Below are 26,005 nucleotides of genomic sequence, written 5' to 3' on the forward strand. Positions count from 1 at the left end.
GGGGCCGGGGGCAGTCGCGCGCCTTACCGGACCTTCGTGCCGCTCGGCAGGTCCAGCCCCGTGCCCACGAGGTCGAGGTTGCCCGACTCGTCCTCGGCGGCCAGGATCATGCCCTGCGACTCGATGCCGCGCAGCTTGGCGGGCTTGAGGTTGGCGACGAGCACCACCTTGCGGCCCACGAGCGCCTCGGGCTCGTACCACTTGCGGATGCCGCTCACGACCGTGCGCGTCTCGTCGCCCAGCTTCACCGTCAGCTTCAGCAGCTTGTCGGCCTTGGGCACCGCCTCGCAGGCCACCACTTCGGCGATCCGCAGGTCGATGCGCGCGAAGTCGTCGATCGAGATCAGCGCCTGCGTCTCGGCCGGGGTGTCGCTGGCCTGGACGGGGGCGACCGGGGTCTGTGCGGCGGGTGTCTGCGCGGTGGTCGTCTGGGTGTCCTGCGTCTGTACTTCCTGGGTCTGGGTCATGGCTTTCTTCTCTTTCTTCGGGGTGGCGGGGGCGGGGGTCGCCTCGGCCTTGGGCTCGGGTTTGGGAAACAGGACGCTGCCGGGCTGCACGCGCGTCCCGGCCGGAATCAGGCCCCAGGCGGCGCGCAGGGGGTAGCCCTGGCGGCCCAGGCCGAGCTGGGCGCGCAGTTCGCGGGCCTTGGCCGGAATCACGGCTTCGAGCGCCACGCTCGCCACGCGTAGGCCCTCGGCGGCGGTGTGCAGCACGGTGTCCAGGCGGCCCTGCGTCTCCGGCGACTTGGCGAGGTTCCAGGGCGCGCTCTCGGCGATGTAGCGGTTCAGGTCGCGCACGAAGTTCATGGCGGCCTCGATGGCCATGTTCACCTTCAGCTCGTCCACCAGCCGCAGGACCTCGCCGGGCAGGGCCAGCGCCGCCGCCTCGATCGCCTTCTCGCGCTCGCTCAGGTCGCCGGGGGCCGGGATCACGCCGCCGCGGTACTTCTCGATCATGCTCAGGGTGCGCGACAGCAGGTTGCCCAGGTCGTTGGCGAGGTCGCTGTTCAGGCGCGACACCAGAATGCCCTCACCGAAGGGGCTGTCGGCGCTCAGGGTCGCCTCGCGCAGCATCGCGTAGCGGATGGCGTCCACCGGATATTCCGAGACGAGCTTCTGGGGGTCGATGGCGTTGCCGAGCGACTTGCCCATCTTGCGGCCGTCCTCGGCCAGGATGTGGCTGTGGACCACCAGGCGGCGGTACAGCGGCAGCCCGGCGGCCCGCAGCATGGTGGGCCAGAACACCGCGTGCGGCTTGAGGATGTCCTTGCCGATCACGTGCCACGCCAGCCCGCTGACGGCCGCCGGGTCGCGGCCCTGGCTCACGGTGGGCGTGAGGTAGCTCAGCAGCGCGTCGAACCACACGTAGGTGACGTGGTCGGGGTCCCAGGGCAGCTCGATGCCCCAGGGCACGCGGTTCTTGGGGCGGCTGATGCTGAGGTCCCCGATGGGTTCCTTGAGCATCTCCAGCACCTCGTTGCGGTAGCCGGCCGGCTGGATCAGCTCGGGCTGGGCGCGCAGCGTCTCCAGCAGCCAGGCCTGGTACTTCTCCATGCGGAAGAAGTAGTTGGCCTCGCGCCGCAGCTCGGGCGGGTCCTTGTCGCCGGGGTAGCGGCGCACGCCATCCTGGCCTTCCACGAGTTCCTTCTCGGTCACGTAGCGCTCGGCGCCCACCGAGTACAGGCCCTCGTACTCCGCGAAGTAGATGTCGCCCGCGTCGTATACGCGCTGCAACACGTCCTGCACGAACTGCTTGTGCCGGGGCGAGGTCGTGCGGATAAAGGCGTCGTAGCTGATCTCCAGCCGCTTCCACAGGCCCTGGAAGGCCCGGTTCGAGAGGTCGTCCACGAGCTGCTGCGGGGTGACGCCCCCCTTCGCGGCGGCCTTGCTGATCTTTTCGCCGTGCTCGTCGGTGCCCATGACGAAAGTCACGTCGCGTCCGGCGAGGCGCTGGTAGCGCGCGATGGCGTCCCCGAGGATCTTCTCGTAGACGTGGCCGATATGCGGCGCGCCGTTGGCGTAGTCGATGGCGGTGGTGATGAAAAATTCGCTGTTCTGGTCTGCCGGACTGCTGGTCATGTGCGCTCCCTTCCCGGCCGTACCCTGATGGGAGGCAGGCCGGGCAACCGGTCCAGAATACGGAAAATCCGCCCGGCGGGGCCGGGGGTGTCTGACGTGCGCGCACCGTACCCGCCGGCCCGGGCGCCAGCCGCGCGGCCTAGAGCCGCAGCCCCAGCAGCGCGCCCCCGGCGTCGCGCCGCAGTTCCGTGAAGCCCAGGTGCCGGTAGAAGCCCTGCGCCCGCACGTTCTTCGCCCCTACCCCCAGATGAACCCCCGGCGAGCCGCCTGCTTTCAGCGCCGCGAACAGGGTTTCCAGCAGCCGCCGGCCGTGGCCCCCGCCCTGGGCGCGCGGCAGCAGGTCGATGTGCAGGTGCGAGGGGTAGGCGTCCAGCACCTCCGGCGACATCTGCGGCGGGTGGTGGATCAGGAAGGCCAGCCGCTCGTCGGGGCTGCGCCGCGCGGCCGGGATGTCGGCGGGGTCGGGATACCGCTCCCGCAGCGCCGGCCACCACGCCCGCTCCTCCCACGCCCGGAAGGCGCGCGTGTCCTGCACGCCCAGCACGTAACCGCTCACGCCCCCGGCGTCTTCGAGGACGAAGGTCAGCTCCGGCTGTCCGGCCAGGTACGGCCCGGCGTAGATGTGCCCGACCAGTTCGGGGTCCCCGTACATCGCCGTGCCATCCTCGCCGCTGTCGGCCGTCAGCAGGCAGATGCGGTACAGGGCGTCGCGGTCGTCCGGGCGGGCCAGGCGCAGGTCGGGCTGGGTCATGGGCCACCCTGAACCCCTCCGGGGCCGATTGTCAATGCCGCCTGAAGTTCCGGCCCGCCCAGCCCCTAGAATCGGCCCACATGATTGCTTACCTGTCCGGCGTGGTGCGTGAAGTGCGTGAGGGGAGCGCCGTCGTCGTGGCGGGCGGCGTGGGCTACGAGGTGCAGTGCCCGGCCAGTACCCTGGGCCGCCTGAAGGTCGGCGAGGTGGCCGAACTCAGCACCCGGTTCGTCGTGCGCGAGGACGCCCAGCTCCTGTTCGGCTTCAGTGATGCCGACAGCCTCAAGCTCTTCGACCTGCTGACCGGCGTCTCGGGGGTCGGCCCCAAGCTGGGGCTCGCGCTGCTCTCGGCCATGCCGCCCTCGGCGGTCGCGCAGGGCCTGCTCTCGGGCGACGTGAAACTGCTCTCCAGCGTCTCGGGTGTGGGCAAGAAGACCGCCGAGCGCCTCGTCCTCGAACTCCAGAACAAGGTGCCCGAACACCTCGCGGCCGGGGCGACGGCCGGTGGGGGCGCGCGGGTCGCCCGGGTGGACAGCACCGCCGGGCGCGACGCGGTGGACGCCCTGCTGGCCCTGGGCTTCCGCGAGGCGCAGGTGCGCGCGGCCGTCTCCGAACTGCTGGCCGCCGACCCGGCGCAGACCGCCGACGCCCTGATCCGCAAGTCGCTCGGCAAACTGCGGTGACGGGCGGGCCGCCCCTGAGTGACCAGGTGGGCCAGGTTCAGGGCGGCGTTCCCCCCGGCCGGCTGCCTGGCGTGGCCGGCGAGCTGGAAGTGGCGGCGGCCCAGGCGGACGCCGCGCAGGAGCAGAAGGTCAGCTGGCTCGAACTGTTTTTCGATCTCGTGTTCGTGGTGGCCTTCGACCAGCTGGCCCGGCGGCTGGGGAGCGCGCCGACCTTCGAGAGCGTCGCCGAGTTCACGCTGCTGTTCGCGGCCGTGTGGTGGGCCTGGTCGGGCAACACCGTGTACGCCGCGCGCTACGGCAACGCCGGGCGGCTCTACCGCTGGGGCACCCTGGGCGAGCTGATCCTGGTGGCGATGGTCGCCCTGACCCTGCGGGGCGACCTGGGCGACATCGCCGGTTTCTTCGCGCTGGCTTTCGGGGCCAACCGCGCCGTACAGGCGGCGCTGCACCTGTGGGTGGGCCGGCAGTCGCCCGAGCTGCGCGGTTTCGCGCGCCGTCTGGGGTGGGCGACCGGCCTCTCGGCGCTCGTGTGGGCCGGGTCGGTCCTGTTGCCCTGGGGCGGTCAGGGCCAGCTGGTGGCCTGGACGCTGGCCCTGCTCCTCGAAATCTTCACGCCCATTCTGGCGCGGGACGTGGGACGCGCCGCCCTGCCCCACGCGGGGCATCTGCCCGAACGGGTCGGCCTGCTCCAGATCATCGCGCTGGGCGAGATCGTGACCCAGGTGGTCGGCGGGGCCAGGCAGCAGCGCCTGAGTGCCGTCACGCTGCTGCCCGCCCTGTGCGCGATCCTGCTGGCGGTGTCGCTGTGGCGGCTGTACTTCGACCAGGCGCGCACGCTGCCGCTGCTGGGCGCGCATCTCCAGGGGCGGGTCGACACCATGCTGGCGTGGTTCTACGGACATTTTCCCTTCACGCTGTCGGTGGTCATGCTCAGCGTGGGCGTGGGCCAGAGTCTGGGCAGCGGCTCGGCGCGGCAGGCGGCGGTCCTGCAACAGTTCGTGGCGTGGCCGCTGGCCGGGGCACTCGCCACCCTGGCCTTCTTGCGCTGGACCACCCTGCGCCTCATGGGCCGCCGGACCGACCGCAGCCTGTGGGCGCTGCTGGTGGGGGCTGTCCTGGCCGGGCTGCTGGGGCCGACCGATCTCGACCCCCTGCGGCTGCATGCCCTGGCCGCCGCCCTGACGATCACGGTGGCCGTCCTCGTGGCGACCGACGCGAGCACCCGCCGCCTGGGCCAGATCGAGCAGCGCGTCACCGCCCGGCTGGCCGAGGACCCGGAACCGTGAGCGCGGCGACCCTGGCCCTATGCGTCACGGGGGCGCTGCTGGCCCTGCTCATGGGTCTGGGGCTGTCGCTGCAACTGGGCTACGGCCGGGGCCGGGCCCGCTGGCCGCACCACGCGCTGTATTTCCCCGTGTGCGCGGGCGTGCTGGGGTCGGGCGTCCTGGCCGCCCTCACCGGCCGGCGCTGGTGGGCGCTGGTACCGGCGCTGGGGCTGCTGCTCGCCATGCCGCGCCCACGTCCCGGCAGCCCCGCGCATTGGCGGCTGGCCCTGGCCTGCGCGGCGGCCTTTCTGGCCGGGGCGTGGGCGGCGGCCTAGCGCCCCAAGACAAACACCCGATTGAGGGAGGGCGGGGTGTGGCCCAGCAGCCGGATCATCTGGACCCTCTGGGCGGTATGCCGGACCTCGTGCCCCATGACGTGCCACAGCACCTCGTCGGCCGAGAGGGTTTCGGGGCGGCTCTCGCCCACCGGAATGCGCCGGCCCGAAGCGGCCACCTCCAGCAGCTCGGGCCACCCGGCCAGGGTCGCCGCCTCGACCGCCTCCCAATAGGCCAGCAGGGTGTCCAGCGGCTTGTCCTCGAGGTGCCAGTCCCCGTCGGCCGAGGCCGGCTCGGGCCAGCCCAGGCGGCCGAACACCAGGGGCCGCCCCAGCAGGTCGCCCCGGAACCAGCCGTCCTCGACGGTGGCCACATGGAGGGCGAGGTCCTTGAGACACCGCGCCCTGGGCCGGAACGACGGGCCGGGACAGGTCCCCGTCGGAGGGGCGGCGCAGCTCCGCCCACAGGTCCCGGCGGGCGCGGGTCAGGTAGGCATAGAAGGCGGAAGCGTCCACCGTCCCGCTGTGTCCCCCATTCCGGTCAGGAGCTGGCGGGTTTGGCCCTGCGCGCGGGCCGGGGCTTCCTGACCGCGCGGGCCTTTCCGGCGGCCCGGCCCTGCTAGCCTGGGCGCGCAATGAACCTTCTCGACGGCATGCTCGCCCGCAGGACCACCAACGGGCCCTTTCGCCCGGACCCGGTGTCGCGCGAGCACCAGCACCTCCTCATGCGCGCGGCGCAGGCCGCCCCCAGCCATTTCAACTCGCAGCCCTGGCGCTTCGTGCTCGTCGAGAACCCGCAGACCATCGCGGAGGTCGCCCGCATCTCCGGCGAGAGCATGACCGAACTCATCGACGCGGGCGTGTTCTTCGAGCGCTACCGCCGCTATTTCCGCTTCACGGCCGCCGAGATGGACGCCCGGCGCGACGGCATCCACATCGATCACCTGCCGGGACCGCTCAGGCCCTTTACCCGGCAGGTCTTCTCGGACGCGGGCCTGCGCGTGATGCGGCAGCTCGGCGTGCCCAGAAAGCTGGGCGAGGACAACCGGCGGCTGGTGGCCGGCAGCCCGCTGCTGCTCGCCGCGCTGCTCGACCGCGCCGAATACCGCCCCGGCGAACTGTCGGGCTTCTACAGCGTGTTCGGGCTGGGCGCGGCCGTCGAGAACATCTGGAACGCGGTCGGGGAACTCGGCATGGGCATCCAGTTCGTGAGCACCCCGATGGAGATTCCGCGCCAGTGGCAGGCCATCCGCGAGCTGCTGCGCGTGCCCGACGACCTCGAACTCATGGCCGTCTACCGCCTGGGCTACCTGCCCGAGGACCAGAAGCGCCCGACCATCGACTGGAGCAGCCGCCACCGCAAGCGTCTCTCTCAGTTCGTGAGCCGCGAGACCTGTGACGTGCCCGAGACGGAATAGGGAAGGGGAGGAGCCGGCCTGAGCGCGCTCCTCCCCCTCTCTGGCCCCCTCACACCCCGAGCGGCACGTCCACGCCCAGCTCGGCGAGCACCGTGCGGATCGCCTGCGCGTCGATCCCCGCGCGGGCGTGCACGCTCTCGACGGTGGCGTGCTCCTGGAACTCGTCGGGAATGCCCAGCACGCGCACCGGCACGTTCAACTTCAGGGCGTTCAATGTTTCGAGGACCGCGCTGCCGAAGCCCCCGACCACCGTGTTGTCCTCGACTGTCACGAGGGCGCGCGCCGTACCCGCGAGTTCGCGCAGCATCTTTTCGTCCAGCGGCTTGACGAAGCGGGCATTCACCACGCCCACGCCGTCCAGGCCCGCCGCCGCCTTCAGGGCGTAGTCCAGCGCCTTGCCGCCCGCCAGGATGACCACGTCGTCGCCCGCCTTCAGGCGCTCCCACGCTCCCCAGGCGATGTCGGGCCAAGTGCCCTCGGGCACGCGCTCGGTGTTGCCGCGCGGGTAGCGCACCGCGAAGGGGCCGGGATGCTCCTGGGCGTACTTGAGCATGGCGCGCAGCTCGGCGGCGTCGCGCGGCAGGCCGATGTGCAGGCCCGGAATGCTGCGCAGGAAGCTCAGGTCGAACACGCCGTTGTGCGTCGCGCCGTCGGCCCCCACGATGCCCGCGCGGTCAATGGCGAAGGTCACGTTCAGGTTCTCGATGGCCACGTCATGCAGCACCTGGTCGTAGGCGCGTTGCAGGAAGCTGCTGTAGATCGCCACGATGGGCCGCAGCCCCTGGAGGGCCATGCCGGCGGCGGTCGTCACGGCGACCTCCTCGGCAATGCCCACGTCGAGGTAGCGGTGCGGGTGCGCCTTGCTGTAGCCCACCAGCCCGCTGCCCTCGCGCATGGCCGGGGTGATGACGAAGGTGCGCGGGTCGTGCGCGGCCAGTTCGGTCACGGCGTCCCCAAAGGCCGCGCTCCACGAGTAGGCGTCCGAGGGCTTGAACTCGCCGGTCTCGGGGTCGAACTTGGCCGGGCCGTGCCAGTAGATGGGGTCGGCCTCGGCGTAGCTCAGGCCCTTGCCCTTGCGCGTGACCACGTGCAGGATGGTCGGCCCGTCAAGGTCCAGCAGGCGTTCGAGCAGCCACACGAGTTCCTGGACGTTGTGGCCGTCCACCGGTCCCACGTAGCGCAGGCCCATCGCCGCGAAGGGGTTCACGCTGGCCGGGTCGAAGAAGTGCCGGGTGCTGCTCTTGGCACGGCTCATGAAGTTGGCGAGCGGCTTGCTGACCGCCTCGACGGCCTTCTTGCCGGCGCCCTCGCCCTCCTGGAACCATTTCTGGACCTGGAGGCCGCGCATGAACTTGTTCATGGCCCCGACGTTCTCCGAGATGCTCATCTCGTTGTCGTTCAGGACGATGAGCATCTTGCGGTTCATGTCCCCGATGGTGTTCAGGGCCGCCAGGGCCATGCCGCCCGTCAGCGAGCCGTCCCCGATGACGGCCACGACCTTGTGGTCCTGCCCCTGCGCGTCACGGGCCAGCGCCATGCCCAGCGCGTTGGCGAGGCTGGTGCTCGCGTGCCCCACCGTGATCGCGTCGTGCGGCGACTCGCTGACCTTGGTGAAGCCCGACAGCCCGCCTTCCTTCTTGATGGTCGGCATCTGGCGGCGGCGGCCGGTCAGGATCTTGTGCGCGTAGGCCTGGTGCCCCACGTCGAAGAGGATCCGGTCGCGCGGCGAGTTCAGGACGTAGTGCAGCGCCACGACGAGGTCGGTGGCCCCCAGCGAGGACGCGAGGTGCAGCCCCCCCTGCGAGCACACCCGCACGATCTCGTCGCGCACCTCCCGCGTCAGCTCGGGCAACTGGTCACGCGAGAGCAGCTTGAGGTCGTCGGGGCTGTCCACCCGGTCGAGCAGCGGCGTGAGGCTACCGGTCGTGGCCGGGACGGAAGCGGCAGGCGCGGGCCTGGGCAGCCTGGGGTCGGGCAGTTTGGGGTCGGGCATTACCGGCCACCTCCTCTGGCCGCGAAATTGCGGCCGGTCAGCAAGAGTCCTTCGGGGGTCCGGACCTCGCCCACATAGGGCGCGAACCAGTACTGCTGCGTGGCCGGGAACAGCCCGCCCACGTCGTCACTGATCTGGCGCGTGACCACGTACACCGTGAAGGTCCCGGCCGGGGTCCGCACCTCGCGGCGGTCCTGCACGTCGTAGCGGTAGCGCAGGGTGCCGCGCGCCTGTTCCTTGCCGTCGTCGCTCAGGACCACGATCTGGCTGCTGCCCTCCCAGTTCAGGCCGACGCGCCACGCCGACTCGGGCGGCGCTTCCCGCCATGCGGGGCTGAGGGTAACGGTCACGCCGGGCTTGCGGAAGCCCAGCAGCAGCACGCCTCCCTCGTCACTCGTGCGGTACCACGTCTGGTCGGCCCCGCGCCCGGTGAGCTGCGAGGCCAGCACCGGCTGGCTCTGGAACAGGGTCGGCCCCAGCGTGCGCAGGGTATAGGCGGGCTGACCGGGCGTCTCGCCCTCGCCCAGATAGGTCCAGCTCAGGCCGGCTTCCTGCGGATAGAAGGACACGCTGCCGACCGGCGTGCTGGAGCTGACCGGCACGGGCGCGGCGGCGCGGGGCGCGCAGGCCCCGAGCAGCGTGCCCAGCAGCAGCAGGCCCCCGCCGGCCCAGGACCGCCGCCTGGAGCGGCGAACAGAAAAAAGCGTCATACGGGTCATTGTCTCAGCATTCTCGCGCGGCATGTGCCCCGCAACATCAAAAAGCATGAAGAAGGGCTGGGAACTGCGGGGGAAGGCCCCCCGGTCCCAGCCCCGGCGCCCGGGCTCAGCCCTGTTTGTCGCTCTGCACCTTGGCCTTGAGGGCCGCGAAAGCGTCGTCCACGTCCTTGTCCCGGCCCAGGTCGCGCAGCTGCGCGTCGAGGTCATTTTCGCCGTGCAGCTCGGTCAGGGCCTTGTTGCGGTCCTCCATCCCGGCCACCTTGCGCTCCATCTCGTCGAAAGCGTCCATCGCGCTGCCGGACTTGTCGAAGCCCGAGACGCGGCCCAGTGCGGCGCCCGCCTGCGCGGTCTTCTGGCGGGCGGCGAGCAGGGTCTTTTTCGACTCCATCTCGTCGATCTTGGCTTCCAGGGCGCGCAGCTGGGTCTTGAGCTGGTCGACCGTGCTGGTCTGCATGGCGCGCTGCTCGTCGAAGCCCTTGGCGAGGTCCTTGTGGTTCTGCGAGCGGCGCAGCGCCTCGCGGGCGAGGTCCTCGCTGCCGCCGCGCAGGGCCTGCTCGGCCTTGCCCTCGTACTCGGAGGCGAGGGTGCGGTTGGTGTTGGCCTCGCGCTCCAGCTTGGCGTTCTGGGCCATCGCGTCGGCGACCTCGCTGCGGGCGTCGGCATAGGCCGCGCGCATGTCGCGCAGGGCCTGGTCGATGATCTTGGCGGGGTCCTCGGCGCGGGAAATCATGTCGTTGACGTTGGCACGCAGCAGTCTGGACAGTCGGTCAAAGATACTCATGGTGTTCCTCCTCGGCCATCATTACGCGGGCGGCGGCCCGGCCGTTCCCGCTGGCGACCATCCACCCCCAGCCTCAAGGCCGCATGAAGGTGTCCTGCCCCGGGCCAGGAACAGCCGGGCCCCCTCCTTGAACGGGAGGGGGCCCGGCCGGCCGGAGCAGGATTCAGAACACGATGGGCTTGACGCCGACGCTGTCGGGACCGCAGGCGATGGTCAGGCCGCCCGCATTGTCGCTGACCGTGCAGCCCAGGGCGCGCAGGCCCGCGACCGGGAAGATCAGGTTCTTGCCGTCGGTAACGGGGGTCAGGGGCAACTCGACGTTGCCGCCGGCCCGCACGGCGGTCTTCTGGCCCGCCGTGACGGTCAGGGCAGTCTCGCCCGCCACGTTCAGGCGGAACTTGCCCCCGCCCAGGCTCACCACGTTGACCACGCCGGTCAGGTCACGGCCCAGCAGGTAGGGCTGGCCCTTGACCACGCCGGCGGGCGCGGCCGGCTTGGCGCTGGCTGCCGGGGCGCTGGCCGCGTCCACGACCAGCAGGGTTTCCTGCGCCGCGACCGGGCTGAGCAGCACGTAGGCCCCCAGCGGGCCGCCCGCGCCGGCGCGCACGAGCAGGCTGCTGGCCTGCCCCGAAGTCTTCCAGTCGCCCAGCACGAGGCTGCCCAGCGCGCCGCGCACCGCCGGGCGCACCGCCGCCGCCGCCTGCTTGCTGTACAGGCACACGGCCTGCGCGCTGACCTTCAGGCCGGCCGGGCAGCCCACGATCTGGCCCGAGACGGCCTTGCTGACCGTGACGGCGACCGCGCTCGCCACGCGGCTGGTCGCGCCCGAGGCGGGGGTGCCGGCGCGGGCCGCAGGAGCCGTCTGGGCGGGGGCGGCCGTCGTGGCCGGAGCTGCGGTGGTCGCCGGGGCAGAGGAGGCCGGAGCCGTCTGGGCGAGGCCAGCCGAGGCGCACAGCAGGGTTCCCAGCGCGAGGCGGGAAGTCAGGGTCGAAAGACGCATGGTGCGTATGCTATGGGCCTTCCATGAGGAACGACTTTGAGGCGCGGCCGCTTGAGGGTTTCTTCAGACAAGCTTCATGTTGACCTGCCATGTACTCAGGACGTGAAGCCTTTCATGGCCGGTATTCCAGGGGGCGGCATATGCTCGTCTTTGTGCCCGATGAGACTCCCAGACCCCTGCGCGCCCGCAACGCAGATGAGAAAAAGCGCCGACGCACCGAGATTCTGGACGCCGCCGAGCGACTGTGGACCACCGCCTCGTACAGCGAACTGAGCATGAGCCAGGTGGCCGCCGAGGCCCGCCTGGCCAAGGGAACGCTGTACCTGTATTTCGACACCAAGGAAGAGCTGTTCCTGGCCCTTCTCACCAGCCACCTCCAGCGCTGGTCGGCAGCCTGCGTCACCCGGCTGCGCGAGGAGCGGCCCCGTACCCCCGACGCCCTTACGGAGGTGCTGCTGCGCGACCACGCGGCGGCCCAGCCGTTGCGGAGGCTGTTGCTGCTGTACGGCTCGGTGCTGGAGCGCAACGCCTCGCAGACCTGGATCCGGCAGGCCCAGCAGCTCATGTGGCAGGTGCTCCGGGACGTGGTGCAGGAGCTGCCCTACCCGCCCGAAACCTCGGCGCGGCTGGTCATGCACCTCTATGCCCTGTCGGTGGGCTGGCACCAGGTCGCCGAACTCGGCCCCCGCCTCCAGCAGCCGCACGACCCCCTGAGCCGCGTCATCAGCGATTCTCTGTTCGAGGACGAATTCACCTACGCCCTTCAGGCCCTGCTGCGACAGCTGCTGCCTCAGCTGGCCTAGGTCGCCCCCTGTCCGGCGCTGACCGCATGGACAGAGGCCCTCTCCTGCCGGAGCTGCCCATCCGGCAGAAACAGAAAAGGTCTCCCCGCGAAGGGAGACCTTTTTCCGGTCGGGGCCGGCCGGCCCTACTCCTTGACGCCGCCCGACACCGCGCCGCCCACGAAGTAGCCCTGGAAGCCGTAGAACAGCGCGACGATCGGCAGCGCGCCCAGCGTGGCGGCGGCCGAGAACACGCCCCACTTGGTGTTGAACTGCCCCTGCGTGAAGGACTGGAGCATGATGCCCACCGTCCACTTGTCCACCCCGGTGAGCAGCACGCTCGACAGGATGTACTCGGCGTAGGTGCCGATGAACTGGTTGAGGAAGATGAACACCAGGATGCCGCCCGACAGGGGCAGCACCACGCGCACGAAGGTCTGCCAGCGGGTCGCGCCGTCCACCATCGCGGCTTCTTCGAGCGACTCGGGCAGCGACTCGACGTAGCCCTTGTAGATCCAGGTGTTGAAGGCGATGGCCCCGCCCGAGTAGGCCAGGATCAGGCCGGTGAAGGTGTTGCTCAGGCCCAGCGTGACCATCAGGGAGTACACGGCGACCAAGGCCAGGAACACCGGGAACATCTGGATGAAGATGAAGAACAGCAGCGTCTGGAAGCGGCCCGGGAAGCGCAGGCGCGCCATCGCGTAACCGGCGGTCGTCGAGAGCAGGATCGCCAGCGCGCCCGTCACGCCCGAGACGAACAGCGTGTTGCGTACCGACAGCAGGAACTTGCTCTCGTTGGTCGTACCCTGGAACTGCGCCGGGGTCACGAACAGCACGAGCGCCGCCACCGCCACGATCAGGATACGCGTGACCCAGGCGCGCGTGCGCGTCATGCCCTCGCTGTCGCGCCCGAAACGCCCGGCCAGCGCCAGCAGCCCCAGCACGGCCAGCGCCGCCCCGCCCACGATCGCCAGCAGCAATTGCCACAGCGGCACCGTCACGCCGTCGAACAGCTGCCGGAAGTTCTCGAAGCTCAGTACGCTCAGCCGGGGCAGCAGCCCGGTCTTGTAGAAGATGTTGGGATCGCTGAAGTTCGGAAAGGCGAAGAGGCTGTTGCGCGGGTCGAAGGCCGCGATCAGCACGTAGAACAGCGGATAGACCGCGATCAGCACGACCAGCATCAGAAACAGGTGGGTGAGCTGGTCGCCCAGCACCGCCGCGTAGCTGATCTTGCGCCGGGTGCGCGCCTCGCCGATCTTCTGGCCGAGCAGGCTGGTCAGGGCCAGCACGCCCGCCGCCGCCAGCAGGAACAGCAAGAAGCGTTTCCAGCCGCCCTCGACGAAGAAGATGGTGAAGCTGCGCTGCGCGCCCTGGAGGCTGCGGGCCAGGAAATACCCCAGCACGATCAGGCCGACGATCACCGCCGCCCCGATCAGCCAGGGCAGGGCGCGGCGCAGCGGGCCGGGTTCGCGGTGAACGTAGCCGCCGGGGGGCAGCGGCGGGCCGGAGGCGGAGGGGTCGGGCAGGGCGGTCATTTGCGGGCCTCCTCGAACACGCCGGCTGCCCGGAAGTTGACCAGCGAGATGGCGAGCGTCAGGAAGAAGATGATCAGCGCGATGGCGCTCGCCAGGGCGTAGTTCTGACCTCCGCCGCTGGAGAAGGCCGTGTTGTAGCCCCATGACAGCAGGATGTCGGTGCTCTGGGCGGTCGCCTCGCGGCCTTCCTGGGCCGGGCCGCCCTTGGTGAGCAGGTAGATGATGCCGAAGTTGTTGAAGTTGAACGCGAAGCCCGAGAGCAGGATGGGCGTGAAGCTCGCGCGCAGGAGGGGCAGCGTGATGGCCTGCACCTGCTGCCACCGGCTCGCGCCGTCGATGCTGGCGGCCTCGTACAGGTCGTCGTTGATGGTCGCCAAGGCGCTGATGGTCGCCGTCATCATGTACGGAAAGCCCAGCCACAGGTTCACGAGCAGGATGCTGACCTTGGCCCACAGCGGGTCGCCCAGCCAGGGAATCGCGGTGATGCCCAGCAGGCCCAGCGTCTTGTTCACGATGCCGAACTGCTGGTTGAACAGCGCGACCCACATCTGCACGCTGATGACGGCCGGAATCGCCCAGGGGAGAAAGAGCAGCGTGCGGTACACGTTGCGGCCCTTGAGGCGCTTGTTGTACAGCAGGATGCCCAGGATCAGTCCGGCGACGGCGTTCAGGACGACCGTGGCGAAGGCGAACACCACCGTCCAGATGAAGACCGGCCACAGCGCGCGGCTGGCCTTGCCGAAGATCTCCTGGAAGTTCGCCAGCCCCACCCGGCTGATGCGGTTGAGCCGGGTGGCGTTGGCGACTTCCAGCGTGCCGGGCAGCGGCGCGGCCAGGGTCACGGCGTCGCCGTTCACCGAGGCGATGCGGGCGCGCACCGGCACCGAGGCTTCCTCGTCGAAGAGCACGATGGTGTCGCCCGCGCAGCTCTCGGCGCGGCAGCGCAGGTACTCGCGTACGCTGGCGGCCTCGGGCGTCTCCTGAAGGGTCACGACGCGGCGGTCGGCGCTCAGGGTCGCGGCCGTGCGCGCCGCCGAGTCGGGGTTGCCGCTGTTGACGGCGTTGTAGTTGGTAAAGGCGTAGTTCACCGTCAGCACGATGGGCAGGATGGTGAAGGCCGCCAGGAAGACGATGGCCGGAAACAGGTAGTACCAGTTGGCGATCCAGGGCACCAGCCGCCCCACGACCGGCATCAGCAGCAGCAGGGCCACGACGATGAACACCAGGATCAGGTAGGGGGGCGCGGTGGGCACCGCCTGCGCCACCAGCAGGCTCAGGCCCCAGCCGATCAGGGCCGCGCCGCCCAGCAGCAGGGCGAGGACCAGCACCGCCAGCATGACGCCGGCCGCGCCGCCCGGTGGGGTGACGGACCGGCGGGCCGGCAGCCGTTGCGAGACAGTCATTGCGGAAAACCACTCTCCTTTGCGCTCACGCGCGCCGAAATGTAACGTCTGTCCCGGCTCCGGGCCACAGAAGGCCGCTCCGCCGAAAACCGGTCAGGAGCGGCGAGGACGCCCGGGCGGGGCCAGCAACGTGAAGGGCGGACAGGCGAACCGTGTCCTGTCCGCCCGGTGGCCGAGGCCCCTTACTTGATGTTGCCGTTGATCTCCTGGACGGCCTTGTCCAGGATCTGGGCGTAGTTCTGGTTCGCCTTCTGCACGCTCTGGGCGATGGCGTTGCTCCAGGGACCCCACACCGCGCCCATCTGGGGCACGTTGGGCATGGGCGTCCCGGCGCTGATGCTCTTGCCGAAGCCGGCGACCACCGGGTCGGCCTTGAGTTTGGTGCGCGCCGCGAGGCTCACCGGAATGCGCCCGCCCGCCTTGTTGAAGGCGATCTGCGCGTCGGCCGTGCTGATCTGCTTGGCGAACAGGGCGGCGGCCGCCTTGTTCTTGCTGTAGGCGTTGAGCATGGTGCCCTGCACGCCCACGAAGGGGCTCCACTTGCCGGTCGCGCCGGGAGGCGTGGGGAAGGACACGATGCCGTAGTTGATGCCGGCCTTCTTGATGTCGCCCATGTCCCAGGGACCGGTGAGGAACATCGCCAGGCGCCCGTCGGTGAACGCACTCTTGGCCGCCGCGCCGTCCACGCCCTCGGGCACGAGATTGTACTTGTAGCGCAGGTCGTTCAGGAAGGCGCTGGCCTTGTCGGCGCCCGCGTTGGCGAGGCCCACGTCCTTGGTGTTCAGCGTGCCGCCGTTGTTCTTGAACACGTAGCCGCCGTAGGCGCTGATGACGCCGTAGTTCATGTACGCGTTGCCCAGGTCGGCGAGGTAGCCGAAGGTGCCGTTGCCGGTGTTCTTCTGCGCGGCGCTCAGGAAGGCGTTCCAGGTGGTGGGCGCCTGGGCCACGAGCTTCTTGTTGTACACCAGCGCGACCGACTCGGCGAACATCGGGATGCCGAAGAGCTTGCCCTGGTAGGTCATGGCCTGCAGCGCCGTCTTGTCGAGGTCGGACTTGCTGGTCACGTACTTGTCCATCGGCTCGATGACGCCCGCCGCCGCGAGCTGGCCGAGGCGGTCCTGGGGCAGCGTCACGATCACGTCGGGGCCCTGACCGCGCGACGCGCTCTGGATGAGCTTGTCGGGAATCTGGTCGAAGGGGACCGTCACGATGGTGGTCTTGTTGCCGGTCTTCTTGTCGAAGGCGGCGGCCTGGTCACGCAGCCAGGTCAGCTCCGTGGTGCCGAAGTGGCTCCAGACGGTGATGTTGGCGGCGCTGGCCTGGGTACCCAGCAGGGCGAGCGAGAGGATCGTCAAAGCTTTTTTCATGGCACTCCTGAGAACGGCATTGGTTGCTGGACCGGCCCGGCCAGCCCGGCGAGGGCGGCGGCGCGGGTGCGGTCCGGAAAAAGGAACCGCTTCCAGCGAAACAGGAAAGACTTTGCGCGCGAACGTCACGGCAGACGTGGGCGCGCCGACTGGGCGGGTGAACCGGCAGTCCGGGCAGGGCCGACAATAGAGGTGGTGCAGGCCAGAGTATATCCTGTCTTCCCCGTGTCAGACAAGAGCAGGTCGTCAGGTCATGCAATCGTTTTCCTGGCCCCTGCTCGGTCTTTCCACACCCTTCTGAACCGGGTGCAACGGCTGCTCAGGCTGTGCGGGGCAGCTGTGGGTGCTGGCGGCCGTTTTGTCCTGACCGATCGGTCAGGGACCGGTGTATACTTTCCGTCATGACCGATTCTTCGCGGAAAGGGAGCGTGGGCCGCACCAAGGTCACGCTCTTTTTCACCATCTTCATCGCCATGCTGGGGCTGAGCGTGCTGTTTCCGATCATCGCCCCCCTCGCGCGGCAACTGGGCCTGAGCGAAACGCAGGCCGGCTGGTTCTCGACGGCCTACAGCCTGATGCAGTTCATCTTCGCGCCCATCTGGGGCGCGCGCAGCGAGCGCGTGGGCCGCCGGCCGGTGCTGCTGCTGGGGCTGGTGGGGTTCTCGCTCAGCTTCGGGCTGTTCGGCCTGCTGGCGTATCTGGGCACGCAGGGCGCGCTGGCGGGCGGGGCGCTGTTCGGCCTGCTCGTGCTGTCCCGGGTGGTCGGCGGCGTGCTGTCCAGCGCCACGCTGCCCACGGCCCAGGCCATGATGGCCGACCTCAGCGACAAGGAGGGGCGCGCGGCGAGCCTGGGCCTCATCGGCGCGGCCTTCGGGCTGGGCGTGGTCTTCGGGCCCGGCATCGGCGCGCTCCTGAGCACGTTGGGCCTCACGGCCCCCATCTTCTTCAGCGCGGGTCTGGGCCTGCTCACCGCCCTCGTCGCGTGGCGCACGCTGCCCGAAACCCGGCAGCCGGGGGCCGCGGCCACCGCTCCGGCCAGCCGCCGGCAACTGCTGGGCCGGGGGCCGATCCTGCTGTTCCTGGCGGTGAGTGCGCTCTCGACCCTGGCGAGCGTGGGCATGGAGCAGACCATCGGGTTCTACGTGCAGGACACCCTGAACCTCACGCCCGCCCAGACGGCGCGCACGGTGGGCGGGATGCTGGCCGTGTTCGGGGTGGTGGCGGCGCTCGTGCAGGGCGGGGCCATCCGCCCGCTGAGCAAGAAGCTGCCTCCCGCCCCGCTGATCGCCCTGGGCCTGAGCGTCATGGCCGCCGGCATGTTGCTGCTGCCGCACATGACCGCCTACTGGCCCATTACCCTGGCCCTGGCCGTGATCGGGGTGGGCAGCGCCATCCTGAGCCCGAGCCTGAGCGCCGCCCTGAGCCTGAGCGTGGGCGACGACCAGCAGGGCGCCGTCGCGGGCCTGAACAGCAGCGCCCTGGCCCTGGGCCGCATGACCGGGCCGCTCCTGGGCACCGGGCTGTACGGGTCGGTGGGGCACGGCGCGCCCTATCTGCTCAGCGGCGGCGTACTGCTGGGCCTGCTCGTCTGGACCCTGATCGCCCGCCCGCAGGTGCAGCCGGTGGCTCCTGCGCCGCACGCCTGACGCTTCCGGGCGAGCACCCGCCCCGCCCCCGCCCCCGACTGGGAGTGGGGGCGGCTTTGCGTGACCCCGGACCCCGTATGCTGCCCCGGTGAGTCAAGCCGTTCTCCGTCCCCCTGGTCCTTTCAACCCTGCCCGCGAAATCGCGGTGAGGGTCCTGCTGCGCGTGCTGGCCGGCGAGACCTTCGCGGCCCCGGCCCTGGACGCGGCCCTGAAGTCCGCCCGGCTGCCGGGGCGCGACTCGGGGCTGGCGACCCACATCGTGTACGGCACGCTGCGTCACGTGCCCAGCCTGGACGCGGCCCTGACGCCCATGCTGCGCGGCGAGACCCACCCCAAGGCACGGGCGGTGCTGCTGGCCGGGGCCTTCGAGAAGCTGTACCTGGGGACCCCGGCCCACGCGGTGGCCAGCGAGTACGTGAACCTCGCGCGCGCCGCCCGTCTGGCCCCGCCCGCCCTGGTGAACGCCGTGCTGCGCCGTGTCGAACGGCCGGCCGGCGAGGTGGCCGGCGAGCTGCCCGCGTGGCTGGCCGACGTGTACGCCGGGGCCTACGGCGATCAGGCGGGCGCGGTGGCGGCGAGTCTGCTGGAGCCGCAGCCGCTGTGGCTCAGCCTCTCGGACGCGGGCGCGCGGGCACTGGAGGACGAGGGCAGCCTCGTGCGGCCGGGGGTCCAGGGCGTGGACCGGGTCGAGCTCGACCGCCCCCTGCGGGAGACGGCCGCCTTCGCCCAGGGGCAGGCCCAGCCCATCAATCCCGCCAGCCTCGCCTGCGTGGACGCGCTGGGCGACGTTTCGGGCGCGCGGGTGCTGGACCTCGCGGGCGGCGCGGGCGTGAAGGCGGCCATGCTCGCCACGCGCGGCGCGGCCGTGACGAGTGTGGACCTGCTGGCGCGCAAGCACGACGCGGCCCGCGTCAACCTGAAGCGTCTGCACCTGAAGGCCGACTTCCTGACCCACGACCTCACCACACCGCTGGACACCGCGCCTGCCGACTTCGTGCTGCTGGACGCGCCCTGCACCGGCAGCGGCACCCTGCGCGCGCACCCCGAGATCAAGCTGCGCCTGACCCCGGAGGCCGTGACCGAGATGGCCGCGCTCCAGGCCCGCATGCTGCCCAACGCCGCCGCCCTGGTCGCGCCGGGCGGGGTACTGGTCTACTCGGTGTGCTCGGTGACGCCGCAGGAGGGGCCGGAGGTCGTGGCCGACTTTCTGGCGGCCCACCCCGACTTCGCCGCCGAGGCCGTGCCCGACATCGAGGTGCCGCACGTCCCGGCGGGCGACGGCCTGCTGACCGTGCCGGTAGACGGCGTGGACGGCTTTTTCATCGCCCGGCTGCGCAGGAAATAGCAGGAAATAAGGGCGGGGGCGGGCAGCCGATCACTGCCCGCCCCCGCCTTGTCCCGCTCAGCTCTTGTCGTCCAGCCCCAGCGCGGCGTCGAGGGCCACCTCGATCATGCCGTTGAAGGTGAGCTGGCGCTCCTCGGCCGACGTGACCTCGTGCGTGACGAGGTGGTCGCTGATGGTCAGGATGGTCAGGGCGCGTACGCCGAACTTGGCGGCCAGGGTGTACAGACCCGCCGCCTCCATCTCGACCGCCAGCACGCCGAAGTCGGCCCAGCGCTTGAATTCCTCGCTGTCGTCGGTGTAGAAGGTGTCGCTGCTCATGATGTTGCCGACGTGCGAGGTGAAGCCCCGCTCCTTGGCGATCTGGTAGGCGCGCAGCAGCAGCTCGAAGTCGGCGATGGGCGCGAACGTCCGCTCGCCGAAGCGGATGCGGTTGATGTTGCTGTCGGTGCAGGCCGCCTGCGCCAGCACGAGGTCGCGCACGTGCACGCCTTCCTGGTAGCTGCCGGCCGTACCCACGCGGATCAGGTTCTTGCAGCCGTAGTCCTTGATGAGCTCGTGGACGTAGATCATCGAGCTGGCGATGCCCATGCCGGTGCCCTGCACGCTCACGCGCTGGCCCTTGTAGGTGCCGGTAAAGCCCAGCATGCCGCGCACGGAGTTGTGCTGCACGGGGTTCTCGAAGAAGGTCTCGGCGATGTGCTGGGCACGCAGCGGGTCGCCGGGCAGCAGGACGGTTTCGGCGATCTCGCCGGGTTTGGCGTTCAGGTGGACACTCACGCGCAGAAGTCTAGAGCATCCTTCCTGAATGGGGCGGTTCAGCCCGGCACCCAGCCGGCCGCCGCCCACTCGGCGTGCGGGATTCCCGAAGTCCGGAAGCCCTGGCGGATTTCCTCTACGGCGTAAGGCACCCGCCTGAAGGTGGGCTGCCAGCCGCCGGGCACGCGGTCAAGCAGCAGGTACTCGGCGCGGGCCGGGTTCATGTAGACCCCGCCGCGCTTCTCGAAGGGCAGGCCCACGCTGCCGGGGTTCAGCAGGGTCCAGCCCTCCAGCGTGCGCAGCAGCGGTCTGTGCGTGTGTCCCCCGATCCATACGGGGGCGGTCCCGAAGGCCGCGCGCAGCTCCGCGAGCCGCCCTTCGGGTGTCTGGGCCTCCAGCACCTCGTCGTCGCGCTCGGGACTGCCGTGAAAGGCGAGGAGGTCGGGGAAGGTGGCCGTGTCCAGAAACCCCGCCACGATCCCGCGCCCCGCCGCCGTCACCCGCGCGGCCGACCAGCGTTCCTGGTCGTACAGCTCGCGCTCGTCGGGAAAGCCCCGGTCGCGGAAGGGCACGGGCAGCCCCAGCAGTTCGCGGTCGGCGTTGCCGCGCACGACCGGGCAGCCCAGCGCTGCGACCTCGCGCAGGCACTCGCCGGGCCAGGGGCCGCCCGTCACCACGTCGCCCAGGCACAGCCGCTCGTCGGCGCCCTGGGCCTGAAGGTCCTCCAGCACGGCCCGCAGCGCAGGCAGGTTGCCGTGGATGTCCCCGAAGACGGCGAGTCGCATGGCCCCAGCATAGGCCGCCCCCGGGGTTGCCCCGCTATCCTGGGGCCGTGCCCACAACCGTTCGTTCGTGCCGGGGGCGGAGATGACCCGGCCGCCCTCCGCCCCGGCCCCCGCGCGCCCCCGCAGCGTATTGTTCGCGCCGGGCAACCGCGCCGACCTGATCGCCAAGCTGCCGCGTTCCGCGCCCGACGCGGTGGTCATCGACCTCGAAGACGCCGTGCCCGCCACGCCCGAGGCCAAGGCCGCCGCCCGCTCCATCGCCCGCGACGCCGCGCGCGACCTCGTGGCCGCCGCGCCGCACCTCGCGGTGCTCGTGCGGGTGAACGCGGTCGCCTCGCCCTACTTCGACGACGACCTCGCGGTCCTGACGCCCGAACTCGCCGGGGTGGTCGTGCCCAAGCTGGAGTCGGCCGGCGACGTGACGCGGGTGATGACGGCGCTCGCCTCGCGCGGCCTGACCCTGCCGATCATGGCGGGCCTGGAAACGGCGGCCGGCGTCTGGAACGCCCGCGAGGTCATGGTTCCGCCGGTCGCCTGGGTGTACTTCGGCGCCGAGGACTACGTGACCGACCTGGGCGGCGTGCGGACCCCCGGCAATGCCGAGGTGCTATACGCCCGCTCGCGGGTGGCGCTCGCCGCGCGGCTGGCGGGGGTGCCGGCGCTGGACATCGTGGTGACGCGCCTGCAAGGCGAGGATGCCTTCCGCGAGGATGCCCGGCAGGGTCGCGCCCTGGGCTATGCGGGCAAACTGTGCATCCACCCGGCGCAGGTCGCGCTGGCACACGGCGAATTCGGGGCGACTCCGGCCGAGCGGGAGCGCGCCCACGCCCTGCTGGCCGCCGCCGCCGAGGCGGCCGGGCAGGGACGCGGCACCTTCGCCTACGAGGGCCAGATGGTGGACGAGCCGATGCTCGCGGCGGCTCGGGCGCTGCTGGCCCAGGGGGAAGGCGAGTGAACGAGGACCTCGACCGCCCCCAGGGCCGCTACTTCGAGGAACTGCCGATCGGTACGGTCATCCGCCACCGGCTGCGGCGCACCGTCACCGAGTCGGACAACATCCTGTTCACCACCCTGACCATGAATCCGCAGCCCCTGCACCTCGACTTCGAGGCCGCCGCCGCGAGCGAGTTCGGCCGCCCGCTGTTCAACTCGATGATGACCCTGAGCCTACTCGTCGGCCTGAGCGTCCACGAGCTCTCGCTGGGCACGCTGGTCGCCAACCTGGGGCTGACGGACGTGGTCTTTCCGAAGCCGGTCTTCCACGGCGACACGCTGCGTGCCGAATCCGAGGTCGTGGAGGCGCGCGAAAGCCGGTCGCGGCCGGGGCAGGGGGTGGTGACGGTCGAGCACCGGGGGTTCAACCAGCACGGGGAGCTGGTGGCGCGGTGCAAGCGGACCATGCTGCTGCGTCAGCGGGAGGCTTCGGCGGGGTAGGTTGTTGGGCGTTCGGGTTGGAAGGCGTTCTGTTCTCGTTTGCCCTCCCCCCAGCCCCCCTCCCGGTAGGAGGGGGGAGCCTTTCGCTGCGCTCGGCAAGAGTCGTTCCGGGCGCTGGTGGAGGTGCTCTGTCTTGCGGTGTGACGGCTCAGCTCGGGGCCGGACACAGGGCGTTGGAATGGCCCGCGCGCTTCGCGCACGACGGCCTTCGGGGGGACTTGGGCGGTGAGCTGGGTGGGGTGGCCCTGCCCTGGCTGTAGAACGGCCCCCTCCGGTTGCGGGAGGGGGCCGTGCCACAGGCGAGTGCTTTTTCTACAAGCTACGCGCCATAGGCCACAAGCTGCTCTTACGGTTTCATGCGCGTCAGCATGCGGGGGAAGGGGATCGCCTCGCGGATGTGGTCGATGCCCGTGATCCAGGCCACCACACGCTCCAGACCCATGCCGAAGCCGGCGTGGGGCACGCTGCCCATGCGGCGCAGGTCGAGATACCAGTCGAAGGCTTCGAGGGGCAGGCCCTCGTGCTCGATGCGGCCCTTCAGCAGCTCGTAGTCGTGGATGCGCTCCGAGCCGCCGATGATCTCGCCGTAGCCCTCGGGCGCGATCATGTCGTCGCACAGCGCCACGCGGGCATCGGTGGGGTCGGGCTGCATATAGAAGGCCTTGATGGCCGCCGGGTACTTCTCGATGATCACGGGGCGGTCGAAGTGGTGGCCCAGGATCGTCTCATGCGGCGCCCCCAGGTCGTCGCCCCACTCGACGGGCTGCACGTCGGCCTGCACGTTGTCGGGCAGGTCGCCCTCCTCGATGTGCTTGCGGACGATGTCCAGCGCCTCGGTGTAGGTCACGCGCGGGTAGTTGCCCTCGGCGGCGCCCCGCAGCTTGCCGAGGTCGCGGCCCAGCACCTCCAGTTCGGTCGCGCACTGCTCCAGCACGCGGCGCACCAGGAAGCTCACGAAGCGCTCCTGCAGGGCCATGTTCTCGGTATGGTTGCTGGGGGCCACCTCCGGCTCGATCATCCAGAATTCGAGCAGGTGGCGCCGCGTCTTGGACTTCTCGGCGCGGAAGGTCGGCCCGAAGGTGTAGACCTTGCCGAAGGCCAGCGCGCCCGCCTCGGCGTGCAGCTGTCCGGTCTGCGACAGGTAGGCCTTGTCCTCGCCGAACAGATCGATCTCGAACAGTTCGGTCGTGCCCTCGGCGGCGTTCGGCGTGAAGAACGGGCTGTCGAAGCGCACGAAGCCCTCGCCGTGGAAGAACTCGACGACCGAGCGCTGGATGCAGTCGCGCACGCGCATGATCGCCCAGGGGCGGCGGTGGCGCAGCCACAGGTGGCGGTGGTCCATCAGGAACTCGATGCCGTGCTCCTTGGGCGTGATGGGGTACTCGGCGTGGTTCTCGCTGACCGGCGTCAGCTCGCGCACGCTGAGTTCCACGCCGCCGGGCGCGCGCTCGTCGGCGCGGACCTCGCCGGTCACCGTCACGGCCTGCTCCTGCGTCAGGCGCTTGGCGGCCTCGAAGACCTCCTCGCTGACGTCGCCCTTGAACACGGTCGCCTGCACGAAGCCGCTGCCGTCGCGCAGTTTCAGGAACTGGATCTTGCCCTTGCCGCTCTTGTCGGTCAGCCAGGCGCTCAGGGTCACGCTCTGGCCCACATGCGCCGCGAGATCACGAATGGTGCTGTGCTGTGAAGTCATCCCCGGCAGTATAGACGTGCTGGGCGGAGAAACTGCGGGCGGACGGCCCCTCAGAACGGCTCGGCCGTCGCGGCTCCCGGCGACACCCTGAACTGCACGATGAGCTGCACGCACGGCTCGTCGCCCAGCTGCCCCGAGCGGTGGCCCTTCTCGCCCCGGGTCTCCTGGTCCTGCCCGAAGTGGAGGTCGCCGGGGCCCATCTCGGCGCGGTGGCCGTCCATCGTCTCCAGAAACCAGCGGCCCGACAGGGGCACGACCCACTGCGGCTTCGGGCTCTCGTGCCACTCGCCCACCCAGCCGACCGGCAGGACGGCGAAGGACACCGCCTCGACCTCGCCGGGAAAGGGCCGCAGCCACTGCGGGGCTGCGCCGCCGCCCACGCTCTTCTGCCCGAAGTTCGCCATCACGGCCGTGTTCAGGCGGCTGACGCCCCCGGTGTCGGTCCACATGTGGTAGTAGGGCAGCGAGGGCGAGGCCTGGTCGTCGGGAGTGACAGCGGCGCGCAGGTGGGCGAGGTCGGGCAGAAGGTCGGGCATAGGGTCACGCTACCGGCGGGCGCGCGGGCGAGATGAAAGGGGGCGAAGTCAAACCTTGGGCGAAGGGCGCGCGGTCAGGCCCGGGGCGCGCCCTACACTGCGTCCATGCGAGCCTTCGCCGACCGTGCGCCCCGCCTCATCGCCATCGACCTCGACGGAACGCTGCTGGGCGACGACAACCGCGTCTCGCCGGGCAATCTGGCGGCGGTGCGCGCGGCGCAGGCGGCGGGGCACCTCGTCGTGATCGCCACGGGGCGCTCGTTGCCCGACGTGCGGGCGCTGTGGCGCGGCACGGGGCTGGTCTGTCCGGCCATCGCCTGCAACGGGGCGCTGACCTGTGACGCCCAGGGCGAGGTGCAGGCCACCGTGCCGCTGGACCGTTCCCTGGCCCTGGAGCTGCTGGAACGGACGGCCGGGCAGGGCCTGTATACCGAGCTGTATATGCCCGAGACGACATATGTCACCCCGGACGCGCGCGCGCAGCTGGCCCGCGAGCGCGACGAGCTCCTGCCCCCTGGCGAGCGGGAAGCGGGCTGGGAGGTGGCCGAGCGCCACTTTGCCCAGGTGGGCCTGTACCCGACCGGCGACATGGCGCGGGCCCTGCGGGAGAGCGCCGCGCCGCCCCTCAAGCTCCTCGTGTTCACCTTCGGCGCGGCGCAGCGGGAGGCGCTGGCCCGCACGTTGGGGGACCGCTCCGACCTGGGGCTGACCCGGTCGAGTCCATACAACCTCGAACTCTCGCACCCGGACGCCCAGAAGGGCGCGGCGCTCGCGCGGCTGGCTTCGGCCTACGGCTTCGGCCCGGAACGGGTGGTGGCGATAGGCGACAGCCTCAACGACCTTTCGATGATGCGGTTCGCGGGCCACGCCGTCGCCATGGGGGGCGCGCACCCGGACGTGCTGGCCGCCTGCGCCGACGTGACCGGCCCTTGCGGTGAGGACGGCGTGGCCCAGGCCCTGAACACGCTGCTCGCCCTGGCCTGAAAGACTGGGCCGGAGGGACGTCTAGAGCGCTTCCCGTGGGCCGGAAGGTTCGGGGTGCGGGTCCCCCTGACGCACGACCCGCCGCGCGGCCAGCAGAAGGGGAAGGCCGACCCCTATGAACAGTCCCTGGAGGATCAGGGCCGCCAGTCCCAGCGGTGAAGATGCGCTGCCTGCTTCCTGGGTGAAGAGGACTCCCAGCACGCCCAGGGCCGCCGCCAGAATCATCAGGCTCTGAAGGCCTGTGAGTACGCCCAGCCACTTCAGCAGTCTGGCCTGGGCGGGGCGTGGAGAAGGGGCAGGGGACTGCGCCCCCTCGGTCATCCAGTCCCGGACCGCCGCCGCGAAATAGAAGGTCACCACGAACAGGAAGAGGATGGTGACGACATTGAAGCGCAGCGGGAAGGACTCCTCGGGCCAGTCGGGCAGCAGGCGGCCGAGCAGGGTGAGCGCCAGCCACAGCAGCGGGCTGAAGCCGAAAACCAGCCAGGCCTGCCGGGTACGCCGCGTCAGGGCGGCCGTGGCCGGCGCGGTCAGGACCCAGTCGCGCATACACCACAGCGCCCAGAGCTCCGGCAGCGTCGTGAGGAATGCGGGCACTTGCGGCAGACCGGCGTCGGCCATGTTGACGACCGTGACAGCCAGCAGGAGGGCCGAATAGACCGCGAGCCAGAACGCCAGGCGAGCCGGAGCGGAGCGGGCTGAAGAAAGCACGGAGC

At 70.6% G+C, this 26,005-nt stretch carries 25 protein-coding genes; 10 read left to right on the forward strand and 15 right to left on the reverse strand.

The genetic code is table 11. The features are described 5' to 3' along the window. Positions 1-23: 23 nt before the first annotated feature. Both metG and DGO_RS07660 read right to left on the reverse strand, forming a co-directional pair. Positions 24-2,078, reverse strand: coding sequence for a methionine--tRNA ligase (gene metG, locus DGO_RS07655; protein WP_043801553.1), 2,055 nt, complete (start codon positions 2,076-2,078; stop codon positions 24-26). 139 nt (positions 2,079-2,217) lie between these two features. Beyond that, positions 2,218-2,829 (reverse strand): GNAT family N-acetyltransferase, encoded by a 612-nt coding sequence (locus tag DGO_RS07660; protein ID WP_043801556.1) that lies wholly within the window; start codon positions 2,827-2,829, stop codon positions 2,218-2,220. Positions 2,830-2,909: 80 nt separating this feature from the next. Between DGO_RS07660 and ruvA the strand changes: the two genes are divergently transcribed. The 3 genes from ruvA to DGO_RS07675 are packed head-to-tail and all read left to right on the forward strand — an operon-like array spanning position 2,910 to position 5,112. Further along, a complete protein-coding gene (gene ruvA, locus DGO_RS07665; RefSeq protein ID WP_014684918.1) occupies positions 2,910-3,512 on the forward strand; it encodes a Holliday junction branch migration protein RuvA in 603 nt (200 codons plus the stop codon). A 26-nt stretch (positions 3,513-3,538) separates the two neighbouring features. Next, complete coding sequence (locus DGO_RS07670) at positions 3,539-4,798, forward strand: low temperature requirement protein A (protein ID WP_169331001.1); 1,260 nt, start codon at positions 3,539-3,541, stop codon at positions 4,796-4,798. Then, positions 4,795-5,112 carry a hypothetical protein gene (locus tag DGO_RS07675; RefSeq protein WP_014684920.1) on the forward strand — a complete coding sequence of 106 codons (318 nt, stop codon included), beginning with the start codon at positions 4,795-4,797 and terminating at the stop codon, positions 5,110-5,112. Before DGO_RS07670 ends, DGO_RS07675 begins: the two co-directional genes overlap by 4 nt. On the opposite strand, the gene DGO_RS07680 is transcribed toward DGO_RS07675, so the two are convergent. Continuing rightward, complete coding sequence (locus tag DGO_RS07680) at positions 5,109-5,486, reverse strand: DinB family protein (protein WP_226991317.1); 378 nt, start codon at positions 5,484-5,486, stop codon at positions 5,109-5,111. The genes DGO_RS07675 and DGO_RS07680 overlap by 4 nt on opposite strands. 261 nt (positions 5,487-5,747) lie before the next feature. On the opposite strand from DGO_RS07680, the gene DGO_RS07685 reads away from it, so the two are divergent. Further along, entirely contained in the window at positions 5,748-6,530 is a 783-nt protein-coding gene (locus tag DGO_RS07685) for a nitroreductase family protein (protein WP_043801558.1), read from the forward strand. A 49-nt stretch (positions 6,531-6,579) separates the two neighbouring features. On the opposite strand, the gene dxs is transcribed toward DGO_RS07685, so the two are convergent. From dxs to DGO_RS07705, 4 genes are all read right to left on the reverse strand, one after another. Further along, positions 6,580-8,523 carry a 1-deoxy-D-xylulose-5-phosphate synthase gene (gene dxs / locus DGO_RS07690; RefSeq protein WP_083847245.1) on the reverse strand — a complete coding sequence of 648 codons (1,944 nt, stop codon included), beginning with the start codon at positions 8,521-8,523 and terminating at the stop codon, positions 6,580-6,582. Next, on the reverse strand, positions 8,523-9,233 hold the full coding sequence (locus DGO_RS07695) for a hypothetical protein (protein WP_050920724.1): 711 nt from the start codon (positions 9,231-9,233) through the stop codon (positions 8,523-8,525). Before DGO_RS07695 ends, dxs begins: the two co-directional genes overlap by 1 nt. 115 nt (positions 9,234-9,348) lie before the next feature. After that, the gene (locus DGO_RS07700; RefSeq protein ID WP_014684925.1) at positions 9,349-10,023 is read right to left on the reverse strand and encodes a PspA/IM30 family protein; all 675 of its coding nucleotides are present in this window, start codon (positions 10,021-10,023) and stop codon (positions 9,349-9,351) included. Between the two features lie 163 nt (positions 10,024-10,186). Further along, complete coding sequence (locus tag DGO_RS07705; RefSeq protein ID WP_083847246.1) at positions 10,187-11,023, reverse strand: hypothetical protein; 837 nt, start codon at positions 11,021-11,023, stop codon at positions 10,187-10,189. Positions 11,024-11,175: 152 nt separating this feature from the next. Between DGO_RS07705 and DGO_RS07710 the strand changes: the two genes are divergently transcribed. Then, the gene (locus DGO_RS07710; RefSeq protein WP_226991318.1) at positions 11,176-11,826 is read left to right on the forward strand and encodes a TetR/AcrR family transcriptional regulator; all 651 of its coding nucleotides are present in this window, start codon (positions 11,176-11,178) and stop codon (positions 11,824-11,826) included. 125 nt (positions 11,827-11,951) lie between these two features. On the opposite strand, the gene DGO_RS07715 is transcribed toward DGO_RS07710, so the two are convergent. The 3 genes from DGO_RS07715 to DGO_RS07725 form a co-directional block, all read right to left on the reverse strand. After that, positions 11,952-13,340, reverse strand: coding sequence for a sugar ABC transporter permease (locus DGO_RS07715; protein ID WP_014684928.1), 1,389 nt, complete (start codon positions 13,338-13,340; stop codon positions 11,952-11,954). Continuing rightward, positions 13,337-14,743 (reverse strand): ABC transporter permease subunit, encoded by a 1,407-nt coding sequence (locus tag DGO_RS07720; RefSeq protein WP_050920725.1) that lies wholly within the window; start codon positions 14,741-14,743, stop codon positions 13,337-13,339. Before DGO_RS07720 ends, DGO_RS07715 begins: the two co-directional genes overlap by 4 nt. A gap of 182 nt (positions 14,744-14,925) precedes the next feature. Further along, positions 14,926-16,110 carry a sugar ABC transporter substrate-binding protein gene (locus tag DGO_RS07725; RefSeq protein WP_014684930.1) on the reverse strand — a complete coding sequence of 395 codons (1,185 nt, stop codon included), beginning with the start codon at positions 16,108-16,110 and terminating at the stop codon, positions 14,926-14,928. 401 nt (positions 16,111-16,511) lie between these two features. Here DGO_RS07725 and DGO_RS07730 point away from each other — a divergent pair, with 401 nt between their 5' ends. Continuing rightward, on the forward strand, positions 16,512-17,756 hold the full coding sequence (locus DGO_RS07730; protein ID WP_043801568.1) for an MFS transporter: 1,245 nt from the start codon (positions 16,512-16,514) through the stop codon (positions 17,754-17,756). Between the two features lie 88 nt (positions 17,757-17,844). Continuing rightward, positions 17,845-19,101: an RsmB/NOP family class I SAM-dependent RNA methyltransferase gene (locus tag DGO_RS07735; RefSeq protein WP_083847247.1), complete on the forward strand. Its 1,257-nt coding sequence runs from the start codon at positions 17,845-17,847 to the stop codon at positions 19,099-19,101. Positions 19,102-19,158: 57 nt separating this feature from the next. Here DGO_RS07735 and deoD read toward each other — a convergent pair whose 3' ends face one another. Then, entirely contained in the window at positions 19,159-19,878 is a 720-nt protein-coding gene (gene deoD, locus DGO_RS07740; protein WP_014684933.1) for a purine-nucleoside phosphorylase, read from the reverse strand. A 38-nt stretch (positions 19,879-19,916) separates the two neighbouring features. Then, positions 19,917-20,642: a metallophosphoesterase family protein gene (locus DGO_RS07745; protein ID WP_043801571.1), complete on the reverse strand. Its 726-nt coding sequence runs from the start codon at positions 20,640-20,642 to the stop codon at positions 19,917-19,919. Between the two features lie 82 nt (positions 20,643-20,724). On the opposite strand from DGO_RS07745, the gene DGO_RS07750 reads away from it, so the two are divergent. Further along, complete coding sequence (locus tag DGO_RS07750) at positions 20,725-21,597, forward strand: HpcH/HpaI aldolase/citrate lyase family protein (RefSeq protein ID WP_043801575.1); 873 nt, start codon at positions 20,725-20,727, stop codon at positions 21,595-21,597. Beyond that, positions 21,594-22,076: a MaoC family dehydratase gene (locus DGO_RS07755; RefSeq protein ID WP_014684936.1), complete on the forward strand. Its 483-nt coding sequence runs from the start codon at positions 21,594-21,596 to the stop codon at positions 22,074-22,076. The genes DGO_RS07750 and DGO_RS07755 overlap by 4 nt, the downstream gene beginning before the upstream one ends. Before the next feature lie 346 nt (positions 22,077-22,422). Here the strand turns inward: DGO_RS07755 and asnS are convergent, their stop codons facing one another. Continuing rightward, positions 22,423-23,769, reverse strand: a complete 1,347-nt coding sequence (gene asnS / locus DGO_RS07760) for an asparagine--tRNA ligase (RefSeq protein ID WP_043801579.1) — start codon at positions 23,767-23,769, stop codon at positions 22,423-22,425. Between the two features lie 50 nt (positions 23,770-23,819). Next, complete coding sequence (locus tag DGO_RS07765; protein WP_014684939.1) at positions 23,820-24,305, reverse strand: cupin domain-containing protein; 486 nt, start codon at positions 24,303-24,305, stop codon at positions 23,820-23,822. Positions 24,306-24,410: 105 nt separating this feature from the next. Here DGO_RS07765 and DGO_RS07770 point away from each other — a divergent pair, with 105 nt between their 5' ends. Next, a complete protein-coding gene (locus DGO_RS07770) occupies positions 24,411-25,289 on the forward strand; it encodes a Cof-type HAD-IIB family hydrolase (RefSeq protein WP_014684940.1) in 879 nt (292 codons plus the stop codon). Positions 25,290-25,310: 21 nt separating this feature from the next. Here the strand turns inward: DGO_RS07770 and DGO_RS07775 are convergent, their stop codons facing one another. Beyond that, positions 25,311-26,000: a hypothetical protein gene (locus DGO_RS07775; RefSeq protein WP_145975272.1), complete on the reverse strand. Its 690-nt coding sequence runs from the start codon at positions 25,998-26,000 to the stop codon at positions 25,311-25,313. Between the last annotated feature and the right edge of the window lie 5 nt (positions 26,001-26,005).

This window comes from Deinococcus gobiensis I-0 (assembly GCF_000252445.1).
Classification (GTDB): domain Bacteria; phylum Deinococcota; class Deinococci; order Deinococcales; family Deinococcaceae; genus Deinococcus; species Deinococcus gobiensis.

Excerpts from the sequence above, each read along its gene's own strand:
- DGO_RS07750 (WP_043801575.1), top strand. The coding sequence starts at position 20,725 with ATGACCCGGCCGCCCTCCGCCCCGGCCCCCGCGCGCCCCCGCAGCGTA.
- DGO_RS07720 (WP_050920725.1), bottom strand. The coding sequence starts at position 14,743 with ATGACTGTCTCGCAACGGCTGCCGGCCCGCCGGTCCGTCACCCCACCG.
- DGO_RS07705 (WP_083847246.1), bottom strand. The coding sequence starts at position 11,023 with ATGCGTCTTTCGACCCTGACTTCCCGCCTCGCGCTGGGAACCCTGCTG.
- asnS (WP_043801579.1), bottom strand. The coding sequence starts at position 23,769 with ATGACTTCACAGCACAGCACCATTCGTGATCTCGCGGCGCATGTGGGC.
- dxs (WP_083847245.1), bottom strand. The coding sequence starts at position 8,523 with ATGCCCGACCCCAAACTGCCCGACCCCAGGCTGCCCAGGCCCGCGCCT.
- DGO_RS07700 (WP_014684925.1), bottom strand. The coding sequence starts at position 10,023 with ATGAGTATCTTTGACCGACTGTCCAGACTGCTGCGTGCCAACGTCAAC.
- ruvA (WP_014684918.1), top strand. The coding sequence starts at position 2,910 with ATGATTGCTTACCTGTCCGGCGTGGTGCGTGAAGTGCGTGAGGGGAGC.
- DGO_RS07695 (WP_050920724.1), bottom strand. The coding sequence starts at position 9,233 with ATGACGCTTTTTTCTGTTCGCCGCTCCAGGCGGCGGTCCTGGGCCGGC.
- DGO_RS07725 (WP_014684930.1), bottom strand. The coding sequence starts at position 16,110 with ATGAAAAAAGCTTTGACGATCCTCTCGCTCGCCCTGCTGGGTACCCAG.
- DGO_RS07685 (WP_043801558.1), top strand. The coding sequence starts at position 5,748 with ATGAACCTTCTCGACGGCATGCTCGCCCGCAGGACCACCAACGGGCCC.
- metG (WP_043801553.1), bottom strand. The coding sequence starts at position 2,078 with ATGACCAGCAGTCCGGCAGACCAGAACAGCGAATTTTTCATCACCACC.
- DGO_RS07730 (WP_043801568.1), top strand. The coding sequence starts at position 16,512 with ATGACCGATTCTTCGCGGAAAGGGAGCGTGGGCCGCACCAAGGTCACG.
- DGO_RS07715 (WP_014684928.1), bottom strand. The coding sequence starts at position 13,340 with ATGACCGCCCTGCCCGACCCCTCCGCCTCCGGCCCGCCGCTGCCCCCC.
- DGO_RS07660 (WP_043801556.1), bottom strand. The coding sequence starts at position 2,829 with ATGACCCAGCCCGACCTGCGCCTGGCCCGCCCGGACGACCGCGACGCC.
- DGO_RS07770 (WP_014684940.1), top strand. The coding sequence starts at position 24,411 with ATGCGAGCCTTCGCCGACCGTGCGCCCCGCCTCATCGCCATCGACCTC.
- DGO_RS07765 (WP_014684939.1), bottom strand. The coding sequence starts at position 24,305 with ATGCCCGACCTTCTGCCCGACCTCGCCCACCTGCGCGCCGCTGTCACT.
- DGO_RS07745 (WP_043801571.1), bottom strand. The coding sequence starts at position 20,642 with ATGCGACTCGCCGTCTTCGGGGACATCCACGGCAACCTGCCTGCGCTG.